This window comes from Streptomyces sp. CAI-85, from assembly GCF_013363615.1.
GTDB lineage: Bacteria > Actinomycetota > Actinomycetes > Streptomycetales > Streptomycetaceae > Streptomyces > Streptomyces antibioticus_B.
In genome coordinates this window covers 233,164-258,966 of record NZ_JAANNX010000006.1, presented here as the reverse complement: position 1 = coordinate 258,966, position 25,803 = coordinate 233,164, and the positions used below count along the sequence as shown (strand labels likewise).

General features: G+C 72.2%; 25 protein-coding genes and 1 pseudogene. 6 read left to right on the top strand and 20 right to left on the bottom strand.

Annotation, left to right across the window (positions count from 1 at the left end):
• Positions 1–4: 4 nt before the first annotated feature.
• From hemC to G6W55_RS11535, 3 genes are all read right to left on the bottom strand, one after another.
• Positions 5–940: a hydroxymethylbilane synthase gene (gene hemC, locus G6W55_RS11545; protein ID WP_078632127.1), complete on the bottom strand. Its 936-nt coding sequence runs from the start codon at positions 938–940 to the stop codon at positions 5–7.
• Positions 941–1,093: 153 nt separating this feature from the next.
• Positions 1,094–1,870, bottom strand: coding sequence for an NPP1 family protein (locus tag G6W55_RS11540; RefSeq protein WP_175520710.1), 777 nt, complete (start codon positions 1,868–1,870; stop codon positions 1,094–1,096).
• A gap of 144 nt (positions 1,871–2,014) precedes the next feature.
• Entirely contained in the window at positions 2,015–2,974 is a 960-nt protein-coding gene (locus G6W55_RS11535) for an ATP-dependent DNA ligase (protein WP_175520731.1), read from the bottom strand.
• A 205-nt stretch (positions 2,975–3,179) separates the two neighbouring features.
• On the opposite strand from G6W55_RS11535, the gene G6W55_RS11530 reads away from it, so the two are divergent.
• Both G6W55_RS11530 and G6W55_RS11525 read left to right on the top strand, forming a co-directional pair.
• The gene (locus G6W55_RS11530; RefSeq protein WP_030781333.1) at positions 3,180–3,566 is read left to right on the top strand and encodes a membrane protein; all 387 of its coding nucleotides are present in this window, start codon (positions 3,180–3,182) and stop codon (positions 3,564–3,566) included.
• Positions 3,563–4,033, top strand: coding sequence for a peroxiredoxin (locus G6W55_RS11525; protein ID WP_175520709.1), 471 nt, complete (start codon positions 3,563–3,565; stop codon positions 4,031–4,033). Before G6W55_RS11530 ends, G6W55_RS11525 begins: the two co-directional genes overlap by 4 nt.
• A gap of 43 nt (positions 4,034–4,076) precedes the next feature.
• Here G6W55_RS11525 and G6W55_RS11520 read toward each other — a convergent pair whose 3' ends face one another.
• Complete coding sequence (locus G6W55_RS11520; protein WP_175520708.1) at positions 4,077–4,907, bottom strand: aldo/keto reductase; 831 nt, start codon at positions 4,905–4,907, stop codon at positions 4,077–4,079.
• Positions 4,908–5,009: 102 nt separating this feature from the next.
• Here G6W55_RS11520 and G6W55_RS11515 point away from each other — a divergent pair, with 102 nt between their 5' ends.
• Positions 5,010–6,002, top strand: coding sequence for a TauD/TfdA family dioxygenase (locus G6W55_RS11515; RefSeq protein ID WP_175520707.1), 993 nt, complete (start codon positions 5,010–5,012; stop codon positions 6,000–6,002).
• 12 nt (positions 6,003–6,014) lie between these two features.
• Here G6W55_RS11515 and G6W55_RS11510 read toward each other — a convergent pair whose 3' ends face one another.
• Positions 6,015–7,043, bottom strand: a complete 1,029-nt coding sequence (locus G6W55_RS11510) for an LLM class flavin-dependent oxidoreductase (RefSeq protein ID WP_175520706.1) — start codon at positions 7,041–7,043, stop codon at positions 6,015–6,017.
• A gap of 58 nt (positions 7,044–7,101) precedes the next feature.
• Positions 7,102–8,607, bottom strand: a complete 1,506-nt coding sequence (locus G6W55_RS11505) for a metallophosphoesterase (RefSeq protein WP_175520705.1) — start codon at positions 8,605–8,607, stop codon at positions 7,102–7,104.
• Positions 8,608–9,007: 400 nt separating this feature from the next.
• Here G6W55_RS11505 and G6W55_RS11500 point away from each other — a divergent pair, with 400 nt between their 5' ends.
• Positions 9,008–11,410 (top strand): M4 family metallopeptidase, encoded by a 2,403-nt coding sequence (locus G6W55_RS11500; protein ID WP_175520704.1) that lies wholly within the window; start codon positions 9,008–9,010, stop codon positions 11,408–11,410.
• A gap of 70 nt (positions 11,411–11,480) precedes the next feature.
• Here the strand turns inward: G6W55_RS11500 and G6W55_RS11495 are convergent, their stop codons facing one another.
• From G6W55_RS11495 to G6W55_RS11480, 4 genes are all read right to left on the bottom strand, one after another.
• Positions 11,481–12,674, bottom strand: a complete 1,194-nt coding sequence (locus tag G6W55_RS11495; protein WP_175520703.1) for a glycoside hydrolase family 64 protein — start codon at positions 12,672–12,674, stop codon at positions 11,481–11,483.
• 197 nt (positions 12,675–12,871) lie between these two features.
• A complete protein-coding gene (locus G6W55_RS11490; protein ID WP_175520702.1) occupies positions 12,872–13,627 on the bottom strand; it encodes a dienelactone hydrolase family protein in 756 nt (251 codons plus the stop codon).
• A gap of 99 nt (positions 13,628–13,726) precedes the next feature.
• Positions 13,727–14,347: an L-threonylcarbamoyladenylate synthase gene (locus tag G6W55_RS11485; RefSeq protein WP_175520701.1), complete on the bottom strand. Its 621-nt coding sequence runs from the start codon at positions 14,345–14,347 to the stop codon at positions 13,727–13,729.
• 52 nt (positions 14,348–14,399) lie between these two features.
• Entirely contained in the window at positions 14,400–14,999 is a 600-nt protein-coding gene (locus G6W55_RS11480; protein WP_309243683.1) for a helix-turn-helix domain-containing protein, read from the bottom strand.
• A 245-nt stretch (positions 15,000–15,244) separates the two neighbouring features.
• Between G6W55_RS11480 and G6W55_RS11475 the strand changes: the two genes are divergently transcribed.
• A complete protein-coding gene (locus tag G6W55_RS11475; protein ID WP_175520700.1) occupies positions 15,245–16,783 on the top strand; it encodes a helix-turn-helix domain-containing protein in 1,539 nt (512 codons plus the stop codon).
• 159 nt (positions 16,784–16,942) lie between these two features.
• Here the strand turns inward: G6W55_RS11475 and G6W55_RS11470 are convergent, their stop codons facing one another.
• The 9 genes and pseudogenes from G6W55_RS11470 to G6W55_RS11430 all read right to left on the bottom strand — a co-directional run bounded on the left by G6W55_RS11470 (position 16,943) and on the right by G6W55_RS11430 (position 24,338).
• Positions 16,943–18,160 (bottom strand): cytochrome P450, encoded by a 1,218-nt coding sequence (locus G6W55_RS11470; RefSeq protein ID WP_175520699.1) that lies wholly within the window; start codon positions 18,158–18,160, stop codon positions 16,943–16,945.
• On the bottom strand, positions 18,157–19,473 hold the full coding sequence (locus G6W55_RS11465) for a cytochrome P450 (protein ID WP_309243682.1): 1,317 nt from the start codon (positions 19,471–19,473) through the stop codon (positions 18,157–18,159). The genes G6W55_RS11470 and G6W55_RS11465 overlap by 4 nt, the downstream gene beginning before the upstream one ends.
• Positions 19,470–20,120, bottom strand: a complete 651-nt coding sequence (locus tag G6W55_RS11460) for an ATP/GTP-binding protein (RefSeq protein ID WP_175520698.1) — start codon at positions 20,118–20,120, stop codon at positions 19,470–19,472. Before G6W55_RS11460 ends, G6W55_RS11465 begins: the two co-directional genes overlap by 4 nt.
• Positions 20,092–20,454 (bottom strand): DUF742 domain-containing protein, encoded by a 363-nt coding sequence (locus tag G6W55_RS11455; protein WP_085212658.1) that lies wholly within the window; start codon positions 20,452–20,454, stop codon positions 20,092–20,094. Before G6W55_RS11455 ends, G6W55_RS11460 begins: the two co-directional genes overlap by 29 nt.
• Complete coding sequence (locus G6W55_RS11450) at positions 20,451–20,873, bottom strand: roadblock/LC7 domain-containing protein (RefSeq protein ID WP_175520697.1); 423 nt, start codon at positions 20,871–20,873, stop codon at positions 20,451–20,453. Before G6W55_RS11450 ends, G6W55_RS11455 begins: the two co-directional genes overlap by 4 nt.
• Positions 20,870–22,333 carry an ATP-binding protein gene (locus G6W55_RS11445; protein ID WP_254876190.1) on the bottom strand — a complete coding sequence of 488 codons (1,464 nt, stop codon included), beginning with the start codon at positions 22,331–22,333 and terminating at the stop codon, positions 20,870–20,872. Before G6W55_RS11445 ends, G6W55_RS11450 begins: the two co-directional genes overlap by 4 nt.
• A gap of 270 nt (positions 22,334–22,603) precedes the next feature.
• On the bottom strand, positions 22,604–23,071 hold the full coding sequence (locus G6W55_RS11440; protein ID WP_175520696.1) for a hypothetical protein: 468 nt from the start codon (positions 23,069–23,071) through the stop codon (positions 22,604–22,606).
• A gap of 346 nt (positions 23,072–23,417) precedes the next feature.
• Positions 23,418–23,756, bottom strand: a pseudogene (locus G6W55_RS11435) (ArsR/SmtB family transcription factor); the annotation flags it as partial.
• Between the two features lie 207 nt (positions 23,757–23,963).
• Positions 23,964–24,338, bottom strand: coding sequence for a hypothetical protein (locus G6W55_RS11430; RefSeq protein ID WP_030781280.1), 375 nt, complete (start codon positions 24,336–24,338; stop codon positions 23,964–23,966).
• A gap of 258 nt (positions 24,339–24,596) precedes the next feature.
• Here G6W55_RS11430 and G6W55_RS11425 point away from each other — a divergent pair, with 258 nt between their 5' ends.
• A complete protein-coding gene (locus G6W55_RS11425) occupies positions 24,597–25,049 on the top strand; it encodes an NAD(P)H-dependent oxidoreductase (protein WP_175520695.1) in 453 nt (150 codons plus the stop codon).
• A 6-nt stretch (positions 25,050–25,055) separates the two neighbouring features.
• Here the strand turns inward: G6W55_RS11425 and G6W55_RS11420 are convergent, their stop codons facing one another.
• On the bottom strand, positions 25,056–25,523 hold the full coding sequence (locus G6W55_RS11420) for a hypothetical protein (protein WP_175520694.1): 468 nt from the start codon (positions 25,521–25,523) through the stop codon (positions 25,056–25,058).
• Positions 25,524–25,803 lie beyond the last annotated feature (280 nt).

The following is a 25,803-nucleotide window of genomic DNA, read 5'->3' as shown; positions in this document are numbered from 1 at the left end:
GCGCTCAGTGCGCGATGCCGTCGATGATCTCGCGGGCGCCCTGACGCAGCAGCGCCACCGCCACCGAGGTGCCCAGCGTCGCCGGGTCGAGCCGGCCCGCCCACTCGTGGGCGTTCAGCCGCGTCTTGCCGTCCGGCGTGAACACACAGGCCCGCAGCGACAGTTCACCGCCGTGCTCGGTCCGGGCGTACCCGGCGATCGGGCTGTTGCAGTGGCCCTGGAGCACATGCAGGAACATGCGCTCCGCCGTGGCCTCCCGGTGTGTCGCCGGGTCGCCGAGGCCGCTCACGGTGTCGATCAGGTCGTCGTCGCCCTCCCGGCACTGGAGCGCGAGGACGCCCGCGCCGATCGGCGGCATCATCGTCTCCGGCGAGAGCACCTCGCTGATCACGTCCCGGCGGTCGATGCGCTCCAGGCCGGACACCGCGAGCAGCAGCGCGTCCGCCTCGCCCGCCGCCAGCTTCTCCAGCCGCCGGTTGGCGTTGCCGCGGAACGGCACGCACTCCAGATGCGGATGTGTGGCGGCGAGCTGGGCGATCCGGCGCACCGACGAGGTGCCGATCCGGGTCCCGGCCGGGAGTTCGTCGAGGGTCAGACCGCCCGGGTGCACCAGGGCGTCCCGGATGTCGTCCCGCTTCAGGAAGGCGGCGAACACCGTGCCCGCGGGCAGCGGACGGTCCGCCGGGATGTCCTTCACGCAGTGCACCGCGAGATCGGCCTCGCCGGCCAGCAGCGCCGCGTCGACCTCCTTGGTGAACGCGCCCTTGCCCTCGACCTGGGCGAGATCGCCCATCCACTTGTCACCGGTCGTCCGCACGGGGACGACGGTGGTGCGGATTCCGGGGTGCAGGGCGGCCAACTCGGCACGGACGCGCTCCACTTGGGCCAGAGCCATGGGGGAGTCGCGGGACACGATACGGATCAGTTCCGGGACGGACATGCGGGACACGATAGACCCTCGGGCCCCGCCCGCCGCGCCGCTTCGCACATTCGGCCCAGCGGTGCGGCATGAATCACCCCGCGAAGGGGTAGAGGGGGCCGACACGGCGATCGGTCCCGGGGCGCGCACCCCGGGACCGATCGCTTCACCCGACTACGCGTTGGGGTCGAACGGGATCCCCGAGGGCTTGGCCGTCGACAGATGGCTGGTGAAACTGCCGTCCTTCAGGCCGAAGTTGGCGCTGCCGAAGTTGTGCGAGACCAGCTTGTCGCGCAGCCCGGCCGGGTAGCCGTTCCAGCCGACCAGCGGCGGGTACTGCCAGGTGCCCTTGTGGTTCTCCGGCGGCTCGTCGTTGGAGTTCGCCGCCCGGAAGCAGTGCGTGCTGATGCCGTCCTTGTGGTAGACGACCTTCGCGTGGGTGCCCTCGAAGCGGATCGAGGACGCCGGGTGCACGGTGAACGAGCCGTGGTTGGACGTCGAGACGTACTGGACCTGGTTGTTCTGCACCCAGACCACGACATGCTCCCAGTCGTGCCGGTGCCCGCCGAGGCTGACGCCCGGCAGCGCCTGGTCCTTCTCGAAGTACAGCCCGTACAGGTACGCGCACCAGCCGTTGTTGCACTTGTAGCGCGAGTACGCGTTGGTCGTGTCGAGGTCGGAGGCGTCACGGCAGTTGCCGTTGAGCGCGCCCGTCGGGTTCAGACCCGGGTTGATCGTCCCGTCGGGGCCGATCGCGGCGGTGGAGTAGCAGCCGTCCTTGTCGTAGTCGAACGCGGGCTGGTACGCGAGTTCCCCGGCCTCGGCGTTCTGCGGCAGCGCCGGGGGCGGCGCGGCGAACGCGGACGAGGCGGAGGCGAGCACGAGCGCGGCGGCACCGGCGACTCCGGTGACCCATCTCCTGCGGTGCTTCTTGAACGTGGGTGACGACACTGCGTCCTCCTCATGATCCGGGCGCAGCCGAACGGCTGTGGGGGTGAAGGGAGTTCAGCTTCCCCGGTTTTCACTGCGGCGCCAAGGGCCTCAGGTGTGCCAATGATGAAGCGGGGCCCAATAGTTGGGCTTTCTGACGGTCAATCAGGTGGAACTGTCCGGAAGATCCGCGTCCGCCTCTTCGGGCGTCAGGTCCAAACGCAGCCGGAGCCAGGACGGCTGGCGCAGCAGCCCCGCCCGGGTGCGCACGCTGTACCGCACCTCGCCGACGAGCCGGGGCACCACCCAGTGCGCGCCCGCCGGTGCCGGCACGGTGTCGAAGGGGCACGTGTCGGTCGCCAACTCCCGCAGCAGCGTGGCGAGTTCGAGCCGCTCGGTCTCGCTCCAGCCGGTGCCGACACTGCCGACGTACCGCAGACCGCCGTCCCGGGTGCGCTGCCCGACCAGGACGGCGCCCGGCAGCCCGGTCAGCCGGCCCCTCCCCGGCGACCAGCCGCCGACCAGCACATCGGCCACCGTCAGGTTGCGGATCTTGATCCAGGCCCGGGAGCGCACCCCCGGCTCGTACACCGAGTCCAGCCGCTTGCACACCAGCCCCTCCAGACCGTGCGCGCGGGTCGCCTCCAGGGCCTCGCGGCCATGGCCGACGAGCGCCCCCGGCGTCGACCAGAACCCGCCCTCCAGGCCCAGGTCCTCCAGCACCGCGCGGCGCTCCGCGTACGGCAGCCGCAGCAGGGACCGCCCGCCGAGGTGCAGCACGTCGAAGAGGACCAGATGCACCGGCACCGCCGCCGCGGCCCGGGCCGCCCGGCCCGGCGCGTGCGCCAGGCCCATCCGGGGCTGGAGCGCCTGGAAGTCGGCACGCCCCTCCCGGTCCAGCGCCAGCACCTCCCCGTCCAGGACGGCGGGGGTGGCGCCGAGCGCCCCGCCCAGCGCCCGCAGCTCGGGGTAGGCGCCGGTGATGTCCTCCCCGGAACGGGCCCGCAGCCCGGCCGTCCCGTCCCCGGGGAGGTAGACCACGGCCCGCTGGCCGTCCTGCTTGGTCTCGTAGGCCCAGCGGGCGTCCTGCGCGGCGGGCGGCAGCGAACCGGGCGTGGCCAGCATGGGAGCGATGAGCGGGAGCGGCGCGGGGGAGTCCGGGCGGGAGGTCACGGGGGAGTTCTCGACCCGCCGCACACCGGCCACGCACGGGGGCGGGGGGATTCCCCTGAACGGACCCGACCGGAGCCCTCCTTCGGCGACACCCCCCGCCTCCCACGACCCCCCTACCGTCCAGTAAGGTCGCCCTCCAGGTCACAGAGGAGGCACCGTGTCCCGGTCCGAACGCTCACCCCTGCTGCTGGCGGGCCTGCTGGCCGGCGCCGGCGTCGCCCACTTCGCCGCACCGCGCCTGTTCGACGCGATCGTCCCGAAGGCGCTGCCCGGTTCGCCCCGGACCTGGACGTACGCCAGCGGGGTCGCCGAGCTGGTCCTCGCGGCCGGTGTGGCGCTGCCCCCGACCCGGAAGCCCGCCGCCCTGGCCGCGGCCGCCCTCTTCGTCGGGGTGTTCCCCGCCAACGTCAAGATGGCGCTCGACTGGCGTGACCGGCCCACCCCCCTCAAGGCGGCCGCCTTCGGCAGGCTGCCCCTACAGGTGCCACTCGTGCTGTGGGCCCGCAGCGTCGCGCGCGGCACGGAAGGACGGCAGGAATCATGACGACGAAGGCTCCGGCGACCGGCGATCTGGTCGAGGACTTCTCCCTGCCGGACGAGTCCGGCACCGTGCGCAGCCTGACGGACCTGCTCGCCGACGGGCCCGTGGTGCTCTTCTTCTACCCGGCCGCCCTCACCGCGGGCTGCACCGCCGAGGCATGCCACTTCCGGGACCTGGCGGCCGAGTTCGCGGCCGTCGGCGCGCGCCCCGTCGGCATCAGCGGCGACTCCGTCGACCGCCAGCAGGAGTTCTCCGGCCGCCACGGCCTCGGCATGACCCTGCTCTCAGACACCGACGGCGCTGTACGGGAGCGCTTCGGTGTGAAGCGGGGCTTCTCCCTGGCCCCCACCAAGCGCGTCACCTTCGTGATCGCCCAGGACCGCACCGTCCTGGAGGTCGTGCGCAGCGAGCTGCGGATGAACACGCACGCCGACCGCGCCCTGGAGGCGCTGCGCGCCCACCGCGCGTAGGAGCCTCTCTCTCGGGGATCTTGCCGGGGTTTGCGGCTGCGGCTCAGAACTCCTCGTGCGTCTCGGGATCCCCGCCCAGCCGGCGCGGCGCCCGGTCCGTGACCGCCGCCATCTGCTCCGGGGTCAGCGTGAACCCGAAGACGTCCAGGTTGGCGCGCTGCCGGTCCGGGTCGGACGACTTCGGGATCGGCACCGCGCCGAGCTGCACATGCCAGCGCAGCACGACCTGGGCCGGGGTGACCCCCAGCTCCTCGGCGACGGCGCCGATCCGGGCGTCCTCCAGCAGCTCCGCGCCGCGGCCCAGCGGGCTCCAGCTCTCGGTGACGATGCCCTTCTCCTCGTGGAAGGCGCGCAGCTCGTCCTGCGGGAACAGCGGGTGCAGCTCGATCTGGTTGACGGCGGGCAGCACCCCCGTCTCCTTCTCCAGCCGCTCGATGTGCTCGGCCGTGAAGTTGGAGACGCCGATCGCGTGGACCAGCCCCGACTCCCGCAGCTTGATCATGGCCCGCCAGGAGTCCACGTACTTGCCGACCCGGGGCAGCGGCCAGTGGATCAGATACAGGTCGACATGGTCGACGCCGAGCCGCCGCCGGGACTCCTCGAAGGAGGCCAGGGTCTCCTCGTGGCCGTGGTGGCGGCCCGGCAGCTTCGTCGTGATCACGATCTCCTCGCGGGGCACGCCCGACCGCGCCACTCCGCGGCCCACCCCGGTCTCGTTGCGATAGTTCGTCGCCGTGTCGATCAGCCGGTAGCCCACGCCCAGCGCGCCCGCCACCGCCTCCTCCGCCTGCGCGTCGTCCATCGGCCAGGTGCCCAGCCCCAGGGCCGGGAGCCGCGTACCGCCGTCGAGCCTGTGCACCGGGATCTCGCTCACCGTGGAACCTTTCCTCGACTGTGTCCGTCCCCTCCAGCCTCGGGGATACCGTGAGGATCGATCAACCGGACGACCGACAAGCGGACGACCATCGGAGCGCGCATGACGACCGGCTGGGACACGGACGACGGGCTGGTGCGGGCGGCGGGGATCGAGGTGCATCCGGCCGCCGGACACATCGGCGCCGACATCACCGGCGTCGACCTGGCAGAGGACCTCGACACGGGCGACGGCCTCGACGACACCCGGACCGCCGCGATCAGGGCCGCCGTGCTGCGCTGGAAGGTGGTGTTCTTCCGCGGCCAGCGCCTCGACCACGCCGGGCACCTGGCCTTCGCCCGGCGGTTCGGCGAACCCGTCGCACCGCGCAAACGAGGCGGCGCCTCGCCGCCGGACTTCCCCGAGATCGAGACCACCGCCGACCGCCTCGAACTGGGCGGGAAGTTCGGCATGGAGCACGACGAATGGCTCGGGCGCCGCCGGCACACCCTGCTGCGCGGCTGGCACTGCGACCACGGCGCCCGTGTCGACCCGCCCGCCGCGACGATCCTGCGCGCCGAGACCGTCCCGCCGTACGGCGGCGACACCACCTGGGCCAACCTGGCCGCCGCCTACGCCGGACTCTCCGCGCCGGTCCGCCGGTTCGTGGACGGACTGCGCGCCGAGCACCGGCTCGGCGTCGGCTACCAGCCCCGCCCCGGCGACGACGCGTACGTCCGCCATCTCCTCGGCCACCAGGTCGCGTCCCTGCACCCGCTGGTGCGCGTCCACCCCGAGACCGGGGAGCGGGTCCTCTACGTCAACGGCTACTACGTCGAGCAGATCGCCGACGTCTCCCGCGCGGAGAGCCGGGCCCTGCTCGACATGCTGCTCGAACAGGCGGTACGGCCCGAGTACACGGTGCGCTTCCGCTGGGAGCCCGGCAGCGTGGCCTTCTGGGACAACCGCGCCACCATCCATCTCGCGCCGAGCGACAACGCCCACCTCGGTCTGCCGCGCACCATGCACCGCGTGATGCTCGCCGGGGACGTGCCGGTCGGCGTGGACGGCACGCCGTCCGAGCCGGTCACGGGGACCGAGCCCGGACGCTGGTGAGCCCGTCCGGAATCAGCCGGCCGGATGCCAGCCGAGGGCCGGGCCCAGCCGGGTCGCCATGTCGGTGAGGATCTGCACGTAGTCCTCGTGCTCGAAGGTGAACGGCAGCGCGAACGCCACCTCGTCGATCTCGCGGAACGCGGCGTGCCCGCCCAGGCGTTCGGCGATCTCCTCGGAGGTGCCGACCAGGTCCGGGGCGAACAGCAGCCGCGCCGGACCCTGCGGGGACGCCGTGCGCGGCAGCCGCTTCGCCGCGAACTCCTCGTACTTCGCCCGCTGTTCGGGCGTCGCGGAGTCGGTGGGGATCACCACAAGCCCCTGGGAGACCCGGGCGGACTCTCCGTCGGGGTGGGCGGCGCGGAACGCGCGCACGTGCGAGAGCTGGATCCCGGCGAAGTCCCGGGTGTCGTCCGGGCCTTCCGCCTTGACGACACTGCTGGTGAGGAAGTTCATCCCGTGCTCGCCGGCCCAGCGCGCGGAACTCACGCTGCCCCCGCCGTACCAGAGCCGCCGGCCCAGCCCGGGGGAGTGCGGCTGCACCCGGTCCGAGAACACCTCGAAGCCCTCGATCCCGCTGAAGTCCGAGGCGGACTTGCCGCGGACGAAGTCCAGCAGGCGCCGCACCCGTTCGTAGCCGAAGTCCTCGGTGTCCGCCGAGTCCGGGTAGAGCGCCTCCTTGACCTGGTCGTAGTGCATCGGGGGACCCACGCTCACCCCGGGGTTGAGCCGGCCCCCGGACAACAGGTCGACGGTGGCCAGGTCCTCCGCCAGCCGCAGCGGGTTCTCCCAGCCCAGCGGGATCACCGCGGTGCCCAGCTCGATGCGCCGGGTGCGCTGCGAGGCCGCCGCCAGGACGGCGACGGGGGAGGAGATGCCGTACTGGAGATGCCGGTGGCGTACCCACGCGCTGTCGAAGCCGAGCCGTTCGCCCAGCTCGATGATCTCCAGGGTCGACTCGTGGCCCCGGGCCGGGTCGTCCCCGTCGAACAGCCCGATGGTGAGGAAGCCCAGCTTGCGCAAGGGGCGTGAGGTCGGCGGCACGGGCTCCTCCAGCAGGTCGTACGAGAGTTCGGTTCCGTTCCGATTGTCGCAGCTCGGCTCAGACCAGGGGGATCGTGACCTCGTCCTCGACCGGCGGGTTCAGCTCCTGGGCGAGATGGCCGGTGGCCGCGAAGCAGCGCAGCCGCACCGACTCCGGGGTGACGTCCAGCCGCAGGAAGCATTTGAAGAACGGCGGGCTGTAGGTGGCGGAGCCGGGTGAGAACACCTGCGTGTAGACCTTCCGCACCGGCAGCCGCAGCCGCCTGCGCCGGTCCGGGCGGCTCCCGGTGCCCAGCAGTCCGGCCACCCGCCGGATCCGCCGGGTCACCCTGACCTCGGGCCCCGGCACCCGGGTGGGCGGGATGCCGAGCCGCTCGGCCACGACCGCCTGCCCCTCGGCGGCGGTGAGCGCGAACAGGCGGGGCAGGCGCAGCCGGCGGCCGTAGAGCCGGCTGTAGAAGGCGAGGGAGTCGCCGCGCAGCGGATAGCAGCGGAACTCCCGCTCGGTGACCCCGGCGACGTTCACCCGCGGGATGGTGTGGGTGGCGTGCATGAAGGCGCCCCCGCCGCCCGCCACCACGTACTGGAGGGTGCGCCCGTCCGCCAACGGCACGGGATAGCGCTGGTAGTTGTGGATGTCGCCGCCGATCGCCGCCACGTAGTGGTGCTCGGGCGCGGTCACGATGTCGTCGACGGTGCCGCCCCCGTCGATGGCGCAGGGGTGGTGCTTCCCGTCGACGTACAGCGGGGAGCCGGTGATCAGGATCTTCGGCCGGGGCCCTCGCGACACCTCGCGCAGCCAGGCGCCCTGCTCGGCGTCGAGGGTGCCGAGCAGACCGGTGTCGATGCCGATGATCCGCACGGGTCCGGCGTCGATCGCCCAGTACGGCCCCGGCTGCACGGCCCGTTGGCCGTCCGCCGCGCGCAACCGCCGTGCCTCATCGAGGAGTCGGCCGTCGTCCGGACGGGGTCGGTGCCACAGCAGGGAGCGCAGCCAGGCCCGGGTGAGCGGACGCGGACGGGGTGCGGCGGGCAGCGGCGGGGCGTCGTCGCAGAAGACCCGCATGAAGGCGCCGAGGTCCTCGTACCAGTCGTGGTTGCCGGGTATCGCGTAGATCGGCGCCCGGTAGTCCTGGTACGGCCGGAAGAACTTGCTCTCGTAGTCGTCCGCGCTGCCGACCGGATAGATGACGTCACTGGCGAGCACGGCGAACGACGTGTCCTGACTCACCTTCAGAAAGCCCGGCACGGCCGCGTATTGAGGTGCGTCGCCCTCACCCGTGTCGCCGATCACCATGAAGGAGAAGCGGTCCGGGTCCGGGCGCCGGATCACCTTGTCCGCCGGGGCGCCGGCCGCCGCCCGCTGTTCCACCCACCGGGCGCGGGTACGGCCCGTGGGGTCGCCCAGCCAGGAGGCGAGCACGCCGTTGCGGGCCGCCCACAGCATCCGGGGGTCCAGCCAGGAGATCTTCTCGACCCGGCCCGGCAACAGCGTCCGGTAGGCACCCGGTTCGGCGTCGGCCCAGCCGGCGCCCTCGGCGGTATCGCGTGAGGAGTCAGACACGGGGTGCACCGTAGCAACGGCCGGACGAGCGCCCGACGTTGGGGATCACCGGCCGGTTCCCTCGCTATTGCCGCCGTGGCCGGTTCCGCGCCCCGCCCGCGGGTCCCGCCGGCCGCCCCGCGCCGGTGCGACCGGGACAGCAAGTCCACAGCTCACCCACAGAGTTGACGGTGTGGACACCCTCGGTCGCGCTCGGTACCGAGGGATATCCCTCGAAGCACCCGGCATTGGCTGACATGCCACCGTCAAGCCTGTCATTCTCCGTGCGGACCGCCGTACCCCACGACGGCGGTCCTGCTCACCTGTCGGTGCCCGCACAGCGCAGCTCGTCCCGGACAGCACACCCGTCTGCCCGGTCTGTCACCGGCCGTTCCCCGCGGCCGCAGCAGGAGGAGTACGAGTGAGACCCAGCCCCCGCAAGCGGACCGCGGTCGCAGCGGCCCTGCTCTCCACGACGGCCCTGCTGGCCGTCGGAGTCCAGTCCGTCCCGGCGGCCGCGAAGCCCGCGGCACCCCACCCCAGCCCGGTGCGCACGGGCGGTCTGCCCGCCGACCTCACGCCCGCCCAGCGCACCACGCTGATCAAGAGCGCCGAGTCGGCGTCGGAGCGGACGGCCGGCACCCTGGGCCTCGGCGCCCGGGAGAAGCTGCTCGTCAAGGACGTCGTGAAGGACAACGACGGGACCGTGCACACGCGTTACGAGCGCACCTTCGCCGGTCTGCCCGTCCTCGGCGGCGACCTCGTCGTGCACACGCCCCCGGCCTCACAGGCCACCGGCACCGTGAGCACGACCTTCAACAACAACCGCCGTACCGTCTCGGTCAAGTCCACCGAGGCCACCTACAGCAAGGCGGACGCCGAGTCCAAGGCCCTCAAGGCGGCCCGGGCGCTCGACGCGCAGGACCCCGACGCCGGGAGCGCCCGCAAGGTGATCTGGGCCGGCGAGGGCACCCCGAAGCTCGCCTGGGAGACCGTGGTCGACGGGCTTCAGGACGACGGCACACCGAGCCGGCTGCATGTGATCACCGACGCCACCACCGGCGCGGAACTGCACCGCTTCGAGGACATCAAGACCGGCACCGGCAACAGCCAGTACAGCGGCACGGTCACCATCGGCACCACCCTGTCCGGCTCGACGTACCAGCTCTACGACACCACGCGCGGCGGACACAAGACGTACAGCCTCAACAACGGCACCTCGGGCACCGGCACGCTGATGACCGACGCCGACGACGTCTGGGGCACCGGATCCGGCTCCAACACCCAGACCGCCGGGGTGGACGCCCACTTCGGCGCCCAGGTCACCTGGGACTTCTACAAGAACACCTTCGGCCGCAGCGGCATCAAGAACAACGGCGTCGCCGCCTACTCGCGCGTCCACTACAGCTCGTCGTACGTCAACGCCTTCTGGGACGACAGTTGCTTCTGCATGACCTACGGCGACGGCTCCGGCGGCACCCACGCGCTGACCTCGCTGGACGTGGCCGGGCACGAGATGACCCACGGCGTCACCTCCAACACCGCGAACCTCAACTACTCCGGTGAGTCCGGCGGCTTGAACGAGGCCACCTCGGACATCTTCGGCACCGGCGTGGAGTTCTACGCCGCCAACTCCTCCGACGTGGGCGACTACCTCATCGGCGAGAAGATCAACATCAACGGCGACGGCACGCCGCTGCGTTACATGGACGAGCCCGACAAGGACGGCAGTTCCCGCGACAGTTGGTACTCCGGCATCGGCAACCTCGACGTCCACTACTCGTCGGGCCCGGCGAACCACATGTTCTACCTGCTCTCCGAGGGCAGCGGCAGCAAGACGATCAACGGCGTCACCTACAACAGCCCGACCTCGGACGGCGTGGCCGTCGCCGGCATCGGCCGGGACGCGGCGCTCCAGATCTGGTACAAGGCGCTGACGACGTACATGACGTCCAGCACCAACTACGCGGGTGCCCGCACCGCCGCCCTCAACGCGGCCGCCGCGCTGTACGGTTCGGGCTCCACACAGTACGCCGGGGTCGGCAACGCCTTCGCGGGCATCAACGTGGGCGGCCACATCACGGTCCCGTCGACCGGCGTCACGGTCACCAACCCGGGCAGCCAGTCCGCCACCGTCGGCACCGCGGTGAGCCTCCAGATCTCCGCCAGCAGCACCAACGGCGGCTCCCTGAGCTACGCCGCGACCGGACTGCCCGCCGGTCTCTCGATCAACGCGTCCACCGGACTGATCACCGGGACGCCGACCACGGCAGGCTCCTCCGGCACCACCGTCACGGTGACGGACTCCACGGGTGCCACCGGCACCGCGTCGTTCACCTGGACGGTCGCCTCCACCGGCGGCGGCTCCTGCACCGCGACCCAGCTCCTGGGCAACGCGGGCTTCGAGTCCGGCAGCACCTCCTGGACGGCGACCAGCGGGGTCATCACCACGTCCAGCGGCCAGGCGGCCCGCACCGGCTCCTACAAGGCGTGGCTGGACGGCTACGGATCGACCCACACCGACACGCTCGCGCAGTCGGTGACGATCCCGAGCGGCTGCACCAACACCACGTTCACCTTCTATCTGCACATCGACACGGCCGAGACCACCACCAGCACTCAGTACGACAAGCTGACGGTCACCGCCGGATCGACCACGCTGGCCACGTACTCGAACCTCAACGCGGCCTCCGGCTATGTGCAGAAGTCCCTGAGCCTCGGGGCCTACGCGGGCTCCACGGTGACCCTCAAGTTCACCGGCGTCGAGGACTCCTCGCTCCAGACCAGCTTCGTGGTGGACGACACCGCCGTCACCACCGGCTGATCCGCGCCCCCCTCACCGGGGGACCGGTGTCCCGCGCACGGGCTCTCTCCGTGGGCGGGACACCGTCGGTTCAGCTCAGCGGGTCCAGCGTCAGATATGCCTGCCGCGGGGAGCCGTCGTGGACGAGCGACTCGTGGGCGCCGACGTCGTCGAAGGCGAAGGCGTACGCCTTGCCGTCGGCCATCTGGGCGTGGACGGCGCGCGCGTAGTGGTTGGTCACCGCGTCCCGGTAGAAGTTCGCCGAGGAGGTGTCGGGCTGGTTGGGGTTGACCAGCAGCGTCGAGCGGTTGAAGCCCGCGCACAGGGTGCGGGAGATCGGTCCGCGTACGAGGTCGTTCGGCGCGTCGAGCAGCCGGTGACAGCCGAAGATGCTGCCGGCGTCCGGCTTCTGGAAGCTGGTCACCACCGCCCCGGAGGAGTTGGTGAAGTTCATGACCCCGCCCGAGACCCGGCCGTAGTACTTGATCGCCGGCTGGTCGGCGAACGGCGTCACGGTCAGGGTCGTGGTGCTGTACTTCTGCCAGACGCGGTTGACGTAGTCGTCCAGGACGCCGGACGACAGCGCCCCGGTCTCCACCCCGTAGAGCGGGGACAGCGCCCGCAGCACGGTGCCGTCGGAGCGGGTCTGGATCAGGTTCCCCCAGCCGCCCGACTGGGCGCGCAGGGTGTTGAAGAAGGCGCTGTAGCCACCGGACTTGAGCTTGCCCGCGGAGATCGTGCTGCCGTCACCGCGCTGCACGCCGACCGAGTAGGGCGCCGAGAACATGTCCACCTGGGTGCTGTTGAGCCAGATCCCGGCGTCGTTGAGCGTGTACTCCGACCAGTTGAAGAGGATGTTCCGGTTCGGGTCGGTCGGGTTCTGCACGGCCGGCTGCACCAGCCCGCCGGTGGTGAGCTTGAAGACGATCTTCTGGCCGTAGGAGAAGTAGATCCGTCCGGAGAACTTGGGGATCCGGATGGTCGCCGACTGTCCGGCGGCGGGGCCGGTGATCGCGGCGTCGGGCGCCGGGGTGGGCGGGTTGCCGCCGGCCGGCCAGGCGTGGAAGGTGCCGTTCGCGTCGGCCCAGCCCTGCCGGCCGGTGCTGAGCTGAGTGCCCAGGTTGTATACGTACAGCGCGTCCCCGCGCGCCGAGTTGTTGGTGATCGTGAGCGGGATCGTGTCGGGGACGGCGGCCTCGGCCGTGCCGGCCGGGGGGCCGAGGGTGAGCAGCGCGCCGATCAGTGCGGCGGCTCCCACCAGTCGGGACGTGATGCTTGCGAGCACTCTCCACCTCCGTGCGGGAAGGTCTGTGGGGAGACCTGTGGGGGGACCGGGGGAGTGGACCCGGGGGAGGTCCGTTGGTCCGTACCTTCTTTGAGAGCGCTCTCAAGGTGACAGCGAGAGGTGAACATGTCAACAAGTTGAACAGGAAGAGACGCCCGCGGTCCGCGGACCGGGGCGCCCCGTGGCCGGACCGTCGCTCAGAGCGTCCGCTTCAGCAGATCCAGCAGGGCTGCCCAGTGACGTTCGGCGCTCGGCTCGTCGTACGCCGCCGTGTCCGCCTGGGTGAAGCCGTGCCCGGCGCCCTCGTAGACCTCGCAGCGGTGCCGGACGCCGGCCCGGGTGAGGGTGTCCTCCAGGAGCCCGATCTGCTCCGGCGGCAGCGACGGGTCGTCGTCCGCGTGGCCGAAGTACAGCTCCGCCGTGATCCGCCCGGCCGCCAGGTGCGGACTGTCCGGCGCGTCCGTCGCGAGCCGCCCGCCGTGGAAACCGGCGGCCGCCGCCACCCGCTCCGGATACGTCCCGGCGGTCAGCAGGGCGAGCCGGGCGCCCATGCAGTACCCGGTCAGCGCGACCGGACCCTCGGCGACCAGCGGGCTCTGTGCCAGCCAGCCCAGATACGCGCCCGCGTCCCGCATGGCCAGGTCAGGGGTGAGGGACCGCATCACCGGCGTCAGGGCCTCGAAGATCTCCGGACGGGCCCGCGGGTCGATGAACTCCGGCAACTCCACGACCGGGGCCCGCCCGTGACGGTAGAACACGTTCGGGACCAGCACCGTGTAGCCGGCGGCGGCGAGCCGGTCGGCCATCGCCCGCAGATGCGGACGCAGCCCGAACGCGTCCTGGTACAGCAGCACCCCCGGACGGGGCTCCCCGTCGGCGGGACGGGCGAGATAGGCGTCCGCGACGCCGTCCTCGGTGCGGATGCCGACGGATGCTCCCTGTACGGAGGTCATGGGGGTGCCTCTCTGCGCGCTTCCCGGAGTGCGGTGACGATTCGGGTACGGCGATATCGTTGCATGTACCAAGGAACTCGCCGTGAGGACCCCCGCCCCTCACTCGAAGCGCGAGACGTCCCCCGCCCCGACCCGTACGATCTCCGCCTCGCCCGAGGAGAAGTCGATCACCGTGGTGGGCTCGGTGCCGCACTCGCCGGAGTCCAGGACGCCGTCCACCAGATGGTCCAGCTCGTCCTTGATCTGCCAGCCCTGGGTCATCGGCTCCTCCTCGCCCGGCAGCAGCAGCGTGCTGGACAGCAGCGGTTCGCCGAGTTCGGCCAGCAGGGCCTGGGTGACGACATGGTCCGGGATGCGCACGCCCACCGTCTTCTTCTTGGGGTGCTGGAGCATCCGCGGCACTTCACGGGTCGCCGGGAGGATGAAGGTGTAGCTGCCGGGGGTGGACGCCTTGACCGCGCGGAACACGTCGTTGTCCACCCGCGCGAACTGTCCGAGCTGGGCGAAGTCCTGGCAGACCAGCGTGAAGTGGTGCCGGTCGTCCAGCTTGCGGATGGCCCGGATCCGGTCGATGCCGTCCTTGCTGCCCAGCCGGCAGCCCAGCGCGTAGCAGGAGTCCGTCGGATACGCGATCAGCGCGTCGTCCCGGATGGCCTGCGCGACCTGGGCGATGGTGCGCGGCTGGGGATTGTCGGGGTGCACGTCGTAGTACTTGGCCATTGGACGAGCTTATGCCGTGGCGCGAACCGTGCGGTCCCGACGGCCCGATGCCTCACGCGTCCCGCGCGCCCAGCAGTTGTGTCCAGCTCTCGGTGAGCAGTTCCAGGGCCATGGCCGGGTCGGTCTGCCAGCCGTGCCGCATCCAGTGCCGGCCCAGTTGGTCGAGCTGCGTCAGCGCCAGGAAGCCGCGGGTCCGCCGGGAGCCCGGCGCGAACCGGCCCGCCCGGTCCAGGCCCGCCACGATCTCGTCGATCACCCCGTCGAACCAGCGGTCGACCAGCTCCCGCACCTCCGGATCCACGGCGGCCGCCTCGTGCGCGGCCAGCACGTACGGCCGGATCGCGGGCCACTGCCGCGAGACGGTGTACAGCCACGCCCCGATCCCGTCCCGGTTCCCTTCGTCCACCACGTCGGCCAGGTTCTCGGCGCCCTCCCGCTCCGCCAGCAGCCGGTCGAGATCCTCGAACAGCGCCTTCATCAGGGCCGTGCGGGACGGGAAGTAGGCGTAGAACGTCACCCGGGTGGTCCCCGCCGCCTTGGCGATGTCGTCGACCGTGGTCCCCGCGTACCCGCGCGCCTCGAACAGCTCCAGCGCGGTCGACAGCAGCAGCCGGCGGGTCATCTCCTTCTGGGCAGCGCGCAGATGGGCCACGGCGGATGCTCTCCCGTTCGCCGACGAAGGGGCGCTGACCTGCGAGGTCACGACCCGACGGACGGACATATGGTACGCCCGGGGCGCCCGGTCCACCCCTTGGACGCCGATCGGCCCGATACCGGAACAAGATGCTCCGTTTCGCCGCACCGACCTCGGAAATCCCCCCATGCGTGAGGTAACGTCCCCGACCGGATCGACCGAAGCGGCCCGCGGGGCCACAGGAGAACGAGGAGCGCACACGCATGGCCGGCCGGGACGACGGGAACCGCCACGCCGAGACGACGGCCGGTGCCGACGCGGCATGGGCGCACGAACTCCTCGGCCATCTGCGCCCCACCGGCTCCGCCGTCGACGGCATCGTCGACTGGCTGGCGCGGACCCTCGACGCGACCGTGTGCCTCACCGACGGCACCGGCACCCCGCTCGCCGGACCGCCCGCCCCGCTCGGCCACGGACCCGCCGAGGACGTCCGCTCCGGCCGGATCGCCTCCGCCGCCTGGGAGGACGACGGCCGCTACGCCCGGCTGATCGGCGTCGCCCTCCCGGCCTCCGCCACCGCCGGAGTGCTCACCGTCTCCCGCACCGCCCCCTTCGACCGGCGCGCCGCCGACATCGTCACCCGCACCGCGACCGTCCTCGAACTCGTGCTGCGCGCCCAGCAGACCGCCGTCACCGGCCGCCGCCTCGCCCGCGCCACCGCCGATCTGCGCCTCGCCATCCTCCAGCTCCTGATGGTCGAGGACATCGTCGCCGCCCGCCGGGTCGCCGCCGGACTCTGGCCCGGCCTGCTCGACACCGACACCGCCTGCGTCTACGTCGTCGAGAGCGCCCCCGCCGACCGCGACCGGCTCGCCGAGGACTGCGTCGCCGCCACCCGCGACGAGGCCCTCGTCGTCCGCTGCCCCGCCGTGGACGGCCATGTCATCGTCGTCACCCCCGACGACACCTCCGCCGCCGCCCTGCTCACCCTGTGCGAGCGGATCCCCGACGCCTACCTCGGCGGCAGCACCCGGCAGAGCCTCGCCAGCACCGCGACCGCCTACGGACAGGCCGTCAGCGCCCTCGCCGTCGCCCGGTTCCGCCCCGACCACCGCGCCGTCTACGCCGAACGCACCCACCCCGAGCGGCTGATGGACCCCGCGGCGCTCGCCACCTGGACCACCCGGGTGCTGCGCCCCCTCGACGCGCTGCCCCACCACACCCGGGCCGAACTCCTCGCCACCACCCGGCTCGGCCTGGAGTTCACCGCCGTCAACGCGGCGAAGGTGCTCGGCGTCAGCCGCAACACCGTGCGGGCCCGGATGGAACGCGTCGAGAACCTCCTCGGCACCGACTTCTCCGACCTCACCGTCCGCGCCGCCGTCCACCTCGCCCTCAACACCCAGGTCGCCGTCACCGAGGACCGCACCGACGGCGCCGCCGCCCCCGCCCACCTCGGCGACCTGCTCACCGGTCCCGCCCTGCACACCTGGGCCCGTGACCTGCTGTCACGTCTGGACACCGACGGCCGCGACCTGCGCGGCACCCTGCGCGCCTGGATCGCGGCCGGCGGCAACGCCGAACGGGCCGCGCAGCTCCTCGGGGTGCACGCCCAGACCGTGCGCGAACACGTCCGCAGCGCCGAACCCGTCCTCGAGCGCCAGCTCCTGGCGTCCGGCAGCGACCTCTACGAAGTCGTCCTCGCCCATCTGGCGACCCGTGACCTCGACCACCCCGACCTGCACGGACACCCGCGGGCGGGAGCGGAACAGGGCCATCCGGACTCAACTGTGCACAGGTGAGTCCTCGGCGCCGCCAAGCGGGCACCGGCACGATTCACAGACCCGGCGCCCGCCCCGTACGTTCGGGAACACGGCGGCGCGACCGGTACGGGGGACTGGTCGCGCCCCTTTCGTTCCCGCCCCTTTCGTTCCCGCCCCGTCTCCGGCGGGCGGCTTCGCTCAGCCGTGCGGGCGGACCGGGATCTCCTGCCAGCCGAACGCGATGAACGACGGCACCTGGCTCAGCTCCCCGTCGGCCGCGCGCAGCCGCGGGAACCGCTCGAACAGCGCGGGCAGCGCGGTGAGCGCCTCCATCCGGGCCAGCGGCGCGCCGATGCACCGGTGCACCCCGATCCCGAACGCCAGATGGTCGTCCGCCCCGCGCGTCGCGTCGAACACGTCCGCGTCCGCCCCGTAGTGCTCGGGGTCGAGGCCCGCCGCCGCGTACGTCGTGATGATGGCGTCCCCGGCCGGGACCGTCACCTCACCGACCGTCAGGTCGGTCACCGCGAACCGCAGCGGCAGCGAGGCGATCGACGGGTGCGCGCGCAGCGTCTCGTCCACCACCGCGTCCCAGCCGATCTCCCCGCTCCGCACGGCCGCGAGCTGCTCGGGACGGCGCAGCAGCGCCACCACCGCGTTGCCGATGAGGTTCACGGTCGTCTCGAACCCGGCGCCGATCACCAGCAGCAGCGTGTACAGCAGTTCCTCGCCGCTGAGCCGGTCGCCGTCCTCGTCGCGCACCCGGATCAGCTCGGTCGTCATGTCGTCGCCGGGACGCTCGCTCTTGTGCGCGATGAGCCCGCCCAGCACGGTGCCGATCTGCTCCTGCACGAACGCGGCGTGCTCCGGGCTCGGATCCGAGGTGTCCATGATCGCCGCGATCAGCCGGGCGGTGGCGTCCCGCATCTCCTCCGGCACCCCGAACAGCTCGCAGATGATCCGCATCGGCAGCGGATGCGCGAACCCCGCCTTCAGGTCCACCACCTCACCGCCGGACTCCAGACCGTCCAGCAGCTCCTTGGTGATGGTCTCCACCCGGGCGCGCAGGGCCTCGGTGCGCCGGGCCGTGAAGCTCGGCGCCACCAGTTTGCGCAGCCGCGTGTGGTCCGCGCCGTAGGTGGAGAGCATGTTGACCACGCCCACCCAGCCGAGGATCCAGCCCCAGGAGGGGTGTTCGCCCAGCTCCGGCCAGAGCCGCCAGTGCTGCCGCGGGTCCTTGCTGACCCGCGGGTCGAGTATCAGCTCCTTCAGCGTGTCGTAGCGGGTGGGCGCCCAGGCCGGGATGCCGCCGGGCAGCTCCACGGGCACGATCGGGCCGAGGGCGCGCAGCCGGGCGCTCTCGGCGGGGATGTCGGCGCCCAGCGGGTCGAGGACGAAGCGGTCGGTCACGGTCACGACAGGACTCCTGGCTGTTCTGAGTCATCCGGCTGATCCGGCTGATCCGGCTGATCCGGCTGGTCCCGCCGGTGCGGCCGGTCGGACCGGCCGGCGGCGGGGGAGCGGGGGCTGAAGCGGACCGGCAGCGCGGTCAGCGAGCGGTGGAACGGCCCCGGCCGCCAGCTCAGCCGGTCGCGCGGCAGCACGGGATCGAGGTCGGGCAGCCACTGGGTGAGCCGCTCGATGGCCTCGGTGACGATCAGCAGCGTGTGCTGCTTCACCGGACAGGCGTGCGCACCCGCGCCCCACGACAGATGCGAGGCGTCATGGGGATGCCGTCCTTCGCCGCCCCGCTGCTCGGCGAAGTGCCCGAGCGCCCCGAACGACACCACCACCGGCACCGTCTCGCGCAGCCACACCCCGTGGAAGGACAGGGGCCTGCGGGCGTAGTAGATGCCGTAGTTGGTGAGCGGCGTCTCGTGGTGCAGCACCTCGACCACCGCGTCCATCACCGGACGCGCGCCGTTGGTGAGGGTGGAGTAGTAGTCCGGGTTGCCCAGGATCCGCGACAGGGTGTTGGACAGCAGGTTCGCCGTCGGCTCGTACCCGGCGCCGAGGGTGAGGAACACCTGCCAGGTGACCTCCTCCGGGGTCAGCCGGGCCGGATGGTCGAGCAGCCGGCTGGGCAGGTCGTCGCCGCGCCGCTCGGCCTTGGCGGCGATCAGATCGAGCACGTACTGCCCGTACTCGGCCTCGCCCTGCGCGGCCTGCGCGCCGCCCTCCATCATCTTGCCCAGGGTCCGGTTGAGCAGGTCGCCCTGACTGTCCGGCAGCCCGAACAGGTCGTTGAGGACCAGCGCCAGCAGCGGCCGTGAGAAGTCCGCGACGAGATCGGCCTCCCCGAGCGGTCCGATCCGCTCGGCCAGCAGCCGCACCGCCCGCTGCACCCGGGCCCGCAGGTCGTGCGGTTCCACCAGGTCGAACACGTCGATCAGCGTGGTGCGGTAGCGGACATGGGCGGCGCCGTCGGCGAACAGGGCGTTGGGCCGCCAGCGCATCATGCCGAGCACCGGGGAGTCGGCCGGCACGGTCTCCTCCCACGCCCGCGGGTCGTGCGAGAACCGCTCCTCGTCGTGCAGCACCTCCAGGGCGGCCCGCCGGTCGGTGACGAGATACGCCGGCACGTTGGGCGCCAACTCGGCCCAGCCGACGGCACCCTGGGCGCGCAGGGCGGAGTAGTAGCGCAGCGGGTCGGAGGCGAAGCCGTCCTCCCACAGGCGCACCGGCGCCGAGCGCGCGAAGTCCCGCCGGTCCGGGGGATAGGTGGTCACCGGGCCTCCAGGGGGTCACGGGTGATGAGATGGTCGACCAGCGCGAGCAGCGCGTCGATCGAGGAGTTGGTGTCCCGCGCGTCGCACGTCACCATCGGCGTCCCCGGCTCCAGGTCCAGGGCGCGGCGCAACTGCTCGGGGCCGTGGTGCCGGGGCGCGTCGGGGAAGTCGTTGAAGGCGACCGCGTACGGCAGTCCGCTGTCCTCCACCAGACCCAGCACGTCGAAGGACGCGTCGAGCCGCCGGCTGTCCACCAGCACGAGCGCGCCGAGCGCCCCGTAGGCGATGTCGTCCCACAGCGCCCGGAACCGCTCCTGGCCCGGGGTGCCGAACAGATACAGCACGACCCCGCCCGGCAGGCTGAGCCGGCCGAAGTCGATCGCGACGGTCGTGCTCGCCTTGTCCCGCACCCCGGCCAGGTCGTCCACCGTCGCGGACGCCTCGCTGAGATGCTCCTCGGTGTGCAGCGGCCGGATCTCGGACACGGAGTCGATCAGGGTGGTCTTGCCCACCCCGAACGGCCCCGCGACCAGGATCTTCACCAGGTCGCGGGCGGTGTCCGGCAGATGGATGCCGTCGGCGCCGGCCGCGTCGCGGGGGCGGCCGGCGGAATGGGCGCTAGGTGTGCTTGAGGGCGCGGAGGCCATCGGCCACTCTCTTCAGCAGGTCGGGGTCGAAGCGTTCGGCGGGCGGGATCGGCGCCCGAGCCAGGACCAGGTCCCGGTCGACCAGGTCGGCCGCCAGCACCCGCACCGCGGACACCGGCAGCCGCAGCAGCGCCGCCGCCTCCACCACCGCCAGCGAACCGCCCTCCAGGGCGTCCAGCAGGGCGAGTCCGGCCGGCGGGAGCCCGGCGGGCCGGGGTCCGTCGCCGAGCGCCAGCACCGTCAGCCGCTCCATGTGGGGGCGGCTGGGCCTGGCCACTCCGCCGGTGGACAGATAGGCGGGGACGAGGGGACGGCCGGCCGGTCGGCCCGTCATGCGGGAGCGTTGTCGTCGGCCCCTCGGGACGCGGCCGCCATGGCCTTCTCGCCCAGTCGCACCACCTGGGAGTGGACGCGGTGCGCCAGCATGTCCAGGCGCACCTCCCCGTCGCCGTACGCGGCGACACAGGTGCCGTGGTCGGTGGGCACGATCAGCACGTAGCCGAGATCGGACTCGATCACGATCTGCCGTACGTCGGCCCGCTCCCGGTCGGCGAACGCGGCCGCCGCCGTTCTGCACGCGCCCTGCACGGTGCTGGTGATGGCGGCGACCCGCTCGGCCGACGGCTGCGACAGGGCGTCGGTGTACCCGGTGACGAGCCCGTCCCGGGTCAGCATGACGGCGGCCGTCACATGCGGCACCTCGAGGATCGGTTCCAGCACCCATGCCGTGTCGCCCGTGTTGCGGCTGGTCATCGGGCCGCTCCCCCTTCTGTGCGGTCGTCCGTGCGGTCGTCTGTGTGGTCGGTCGGCCCGGTGCCGTCGGCGCCCGCCGTGAAGGCGCCGGGCAGCTCGGCCGCGCCCGCGCGGGCGGCGGCGGTCCCGGACTGGAGGGCGCCCAGCGCGGCCGCCGCGTCCCGTGGACTGCGGGCCGGCCATCCGGCCCCGGCCGTGTGCTCGGCGGCCGGCTCCGGTACGGCGCTCTCGGCCGGCTCGGCCGGTTCCGGTACGGCGGGCCGGGTGCGGCGACGGCGCTGCGGGAGCGCCTCGGTGTCGGGGGCGGTCCGGTGTCCGGCCGGTTCCGCCTCGCCGTGCTCCGTCCCGTACGCGTGGGAGGGGACGGCGGTCTGTTCGGACGCCGGCTTGCGGGTGGTGGGCGCGGCGCTGGCCGCCGGGGGCCGCTCCTCGGGGTCGATCCGGCTGAGGAGGTGCTTGTCGATCCGCAGCACCGCCCGCACCCCGCCGTAGGGGGAGGTCGAGGAGAGGTCCACGCCGAGGTCGAACTGGCGGGTCAGCCGGCCGATCGCGGCCAGTCCCATCCGCGGCGGGTCGCCCAGGTCGGTCAGCAGGATCGGGTCGTCTCCGGCCACCAGCCGCTGGGCGCGCTCGCGTTCGTCGCGGGTCATGCCGAGGCCCGCGTCGTCGACGGTGACACAGACGCCGTGGTGGACATGGGCCAGGCTCACCAGGACCTCGGTGTCCGGCGAGGAGTGCCGCAGCGCGTTGTCGAGGAGTTCGGCGACGATGATCGCGACCGGCTCCACGGCGTGCGACACCAGGGCCGTGCCGGGTTCGAGATGGTTGTGGACCGTGACCCGCTGGTATCCGGCGAGCCGGGCCTGACCGCCGGTCACGGCGTCGACCAGGTGCGACTCCTCGCGGGCCAGTCCGACCCAGGCCCCGCACACCACGGCGGCGACCTGCGCCCGCCGCAGCGACTGCTCGTTCTCGTGGTCCAGTTGGAACAGCGTCTGCGCCAACTCGGGGTCGTCGTAGCGCTGTTGGAGTCCGCGCAGGGCGTCCTGGAGCCGGTACAGGGCGGCCTGGATCTCCCGGGTCGCGCCGCGCATCCCGGCCTGGGCGGCCGCGTCCACCCGGGTGCGCTGGGCGGTCACCTCGGACTGGAGCGCCAGCAGCACGTTCTCCAGCGCGATCCCGGCCGGGGTGCCGAGGGTCGCCGGCTGGAGCGGGCCGGGCACCTCCAGGTGCGGATGGGCGACCTTGCGGGCCGCGGCGGGCACCCGGTGGTTCGCGAGGTGTTCGACCTCCGCCGTGAACGCCCGTATGGAGGCGTCGAGTTGAGTGTGCAGGGCGGATATCTCGGCGCGCTGCCTGCTCTGTTGCCGTCGCAGCCGCAGCAACGTGCCGGCGAGGGCGAGCGCGGACAGTGTCCCGGCGGCGAGACCGCCGACGGCCAGGTCCGGTAATTGGATCATCGGTATTCGGTTCCAGAAGAGAGGACGTCGTTCCGGGCGAGCGAGCAGGCGGGGGGAAGGCGGGCAGGGCACAGGGATGCCCGGGAGGGAAGGTGTGTCCGGGCACTCGCAGCACAGTACACACCGTCATCGACCGATCCCGCACGGTTGAGCGATACTCGCCTCAGAAAGTGCCCGGCATGTGTTCACATCTGTGCCGAGTGTCTGAATTGCCGTGCGGGACACATGAGTTGGGCCTCTGAGCAGCCCGGATATGTAAGCCGGGTGGCGCTATTCCGTGTGCAGCGGTGCCAGCACGGCCAGGGTGCCGTTCGCCTGACGCAGCGCCAGTTCCAGTGTGACCGGCGCGTGCAGGGAGCCCGTGCCGTCCGGTGGCACGAGCCACTCCACGAACCGGGCCGGCCGGTACGGCGGCGGCACCGCGACCCAGGAGCCCCGGCCCGCGTGCCGCAGTCCGGCCCCGATCCATCGGCTGCCGGGGTCCGGCGGCAGGAAGAAGCCCACCCGGTGGGCGGCGGTGTCCACCAGGGTGGGTCCGGGGACGGGCCGGGCCGACTGCCACAGCAGATCCAGCGTCAGCATGCCCAGCCGGTCCGGCACGCTGAGCACGTCCCAGTAACGGCCCGCCTCCAGAAGGGCGATGCCCTCGCCCTGGTCCCAGTCCCGTTTGCAGACCCGGGGGTCCTTCGCCGCGGCGGCGAGCCATTCCACGCCGCGATCCCACATCACTTCGTTCATCGACCGGCTCCGTCCGATGTCCCCAGGACCCGGCCGGACGCTGGTCGGCACGCCGCCGGGCGGTCGCCGTCGGCACGCATGCCGACTCGGCATATGCATGCTGGTAGATATTTCTACATGGCGGAAGGGGTGGCGGGGCCTGGCGTTTCGGTCTGTTTCGTTCGATGCCCGCGCCGTTGTTCGACCGGCGCGGGTGAGGGTGTCGGGGGTGTCAGGCCCTGGCCCCACCTCCCTGCGGCACGGGGAGCGGGGAACGGGACAGCGGGGCGTCGGCCAACGGCGTGTCGGCCAACGGGGCGTCGATGAGCGGAGTGTCGTCCAGCGGCGCGTCCGCCTGCCGGGGTCCGGGCAGCGGCGGGTCCGCCTGGCGCAGTTCGGCCAGCAACTCGTTCTGTCCCGCCAGGAGTTCGGTCAGGATGCGGCGGGCCGCCCGCAGCAGCTCGGCGACGTCACCGCCGGCCAGCGCGTAGCTGACCGTCGAGCCCTCCCGGATCGACACCACGATCCCCGAGCGCCGCAGCACCGCCAACTGCTGGGAGAGGCTGGACGGTTCGATCTCGATCTCGGTGAGCAGGTCCCGCACGGCGACGGGGCCGCTCTGGAGCAGTTCGAGGACCCTGATACGGACCGGGTGCCCGAGCATGCGGAAGAACTCGGCCTTTGCCTGGTAGAGGGGGACCTGCATGATCGTTCGCTCGCTCCCTGCCGCGGTGGGTTGAGTGGTGCTCGGCGGCGCGGCGGCCCGCCTCCGTGTGCCGCCGCGCGCGAGGTCCTGCGTCACGATCCTCGTGGCTGCGGGCTCCGCACACCTCGGTGATGCGTTGATCTGGATGTGTCGAGATGAAGAAATCTGCAAGTCGAGGGTGTGCGAAGCCGAGGATCGTCGGGATGTCTACACCTCGAGTTCGGCCTCGATGCGCTTGAGCTGGTGGCGGGCCATGGCCAGATTGGAACGGGCCCGGTCCAGCACGAGGTAGATGAACAGCCCCGTGCCCTGCCGGCTCTGGACGAGCCGGATGAGGTGGTACTGACTGCCCAGGGTGATCAGGATGTCCTCGATCTCGCCCTTCAGACCGAGGTGTTCCATGGTGCGGACCTTCGCGCGGATCACATCGGTGTTGCCCGCCGCGGCGACCCCGAGATCGAGGTCCTTGCCGCCGCCCATGGTCCCCAGGGCCATCCCGCTGGTGTAGTCCACGACGGCGGCACCCACCGCCCCCTCCGCCGTGGTCATGATCTCCTTCAGAGAGATTTCCACATTCGCCATGGCGCTCCTCCTGCCGTTCGTACGGGTCCGGGTTCCTCCCGTCCCGCTCGTGAACGACCGTACGGAGCCCGTCCGGCGGGGGAGCGGCACGCTCCGGGACTGGCCGGGAAGGGTTCGGAAAACGAAGATCCGTGACCTCAATCGACCACGGTCGTACGGGAGTTGTGCGAATCAGCGGTGCCGGGGCCCGCGCCCGCGGGACAGCTCCGCCGGGGTGTCGCTTGCGGCCCGGCGGGGGAGCGGGCAGGGTTCCGTTCCGTGGCCACCCTGCTGATCGTCCATCACACCCCCTCGCCGAACTGCCAGGCGCTGTTCGAGGCCGTCGTCTCGGGCGCGACGGCCCCGGAGATCGAGGGGGTCCGGGTGGTGCGCCGCGCCGCGCTCGCCGCCACCGCCTCCGACGTCCTGGACGCGGACGCCTATCTGCTCGGCACCCCGGCGAACCTCGGCTACATGTCGGGCGCGCTCAAGCACTTCTTCGACCAGGTGTACTACCCGTGCCTGGACGCCACCCGCGGCCGGCCCTTCGGCTACTGGGTGCACGGCGGCAACGACGTCACCGGCGCGGTGCGCTCCGTCGAGACCGTCACCACCGGGCTGGGCTGGCGGCGCGCCGCCGAGCCGGTCACCGTCACCGGTGAGCCGGCCAAGGCGGACGTCGAGGCGTGCTGGGACCTGGGCGCGACGCTGGCGGCCGGCCTCATGGAGTGACGCCGGTCAGTTCCACAGGGGAAGGGTGATGACCCGGTCGTACTGCGGCGGCCGCTCCCCGAGATAGGTCAGCGTCATCCGCGTGTAGTGCTCGACCCGCGGGTTCTTCTTCCACGGCTCCGGCCGGTCCAGCCGTACCACCACGGCGTACGGGTGGAAGCTGCCGGCCGCGCAGTACGGGTCGCAGTCGTTGACGACGTTGACCCCGGTGGCGCGCGCCGACCGGGCGCCCCAGGTGTCCCAGTGCAGGGAGACGAGCCTGCTGTTGCCGTCGCCGCAGGCCAGGATGAACGCCTTCGGGCGCACCTCGGGCTTCCAGAGGCAGTCGACGAGGACAGGGTCGGAGACCTGCCGCACCGCGGCCCGCTCCGCCGTCGGCGGGGAGGCGGCGGGGGCCGCCGTGGCCGTGCCGACCGTCGCGGTGAGACCCAGTGCCGCGCTCACCATGACCACTGTTCTCGTCGTGTGTCGCATGTCCGCTCCCGCCCGCCCGTCCCGGGACCCGCCGTGCCGGATCACACGGATCACCCGGTGAAGTGCTGTATCGACGCTACGACGGCCCGCGGGAACGGACCACTCGAACGGCTCAGGCACCTGGTCATTTCCAGCCGTTGTCTTGGCATTCCCATGACAAAGCTGTGCACGCAGTGCCAGGCTGCTTCCCGAAGTTCACCGGTGCTTCACGCTCCGTCACCGCAGTCCCCCACCCCTGCGATCTCATCCCCCGCGATCCCACCCCCCTGCGATCCCACCC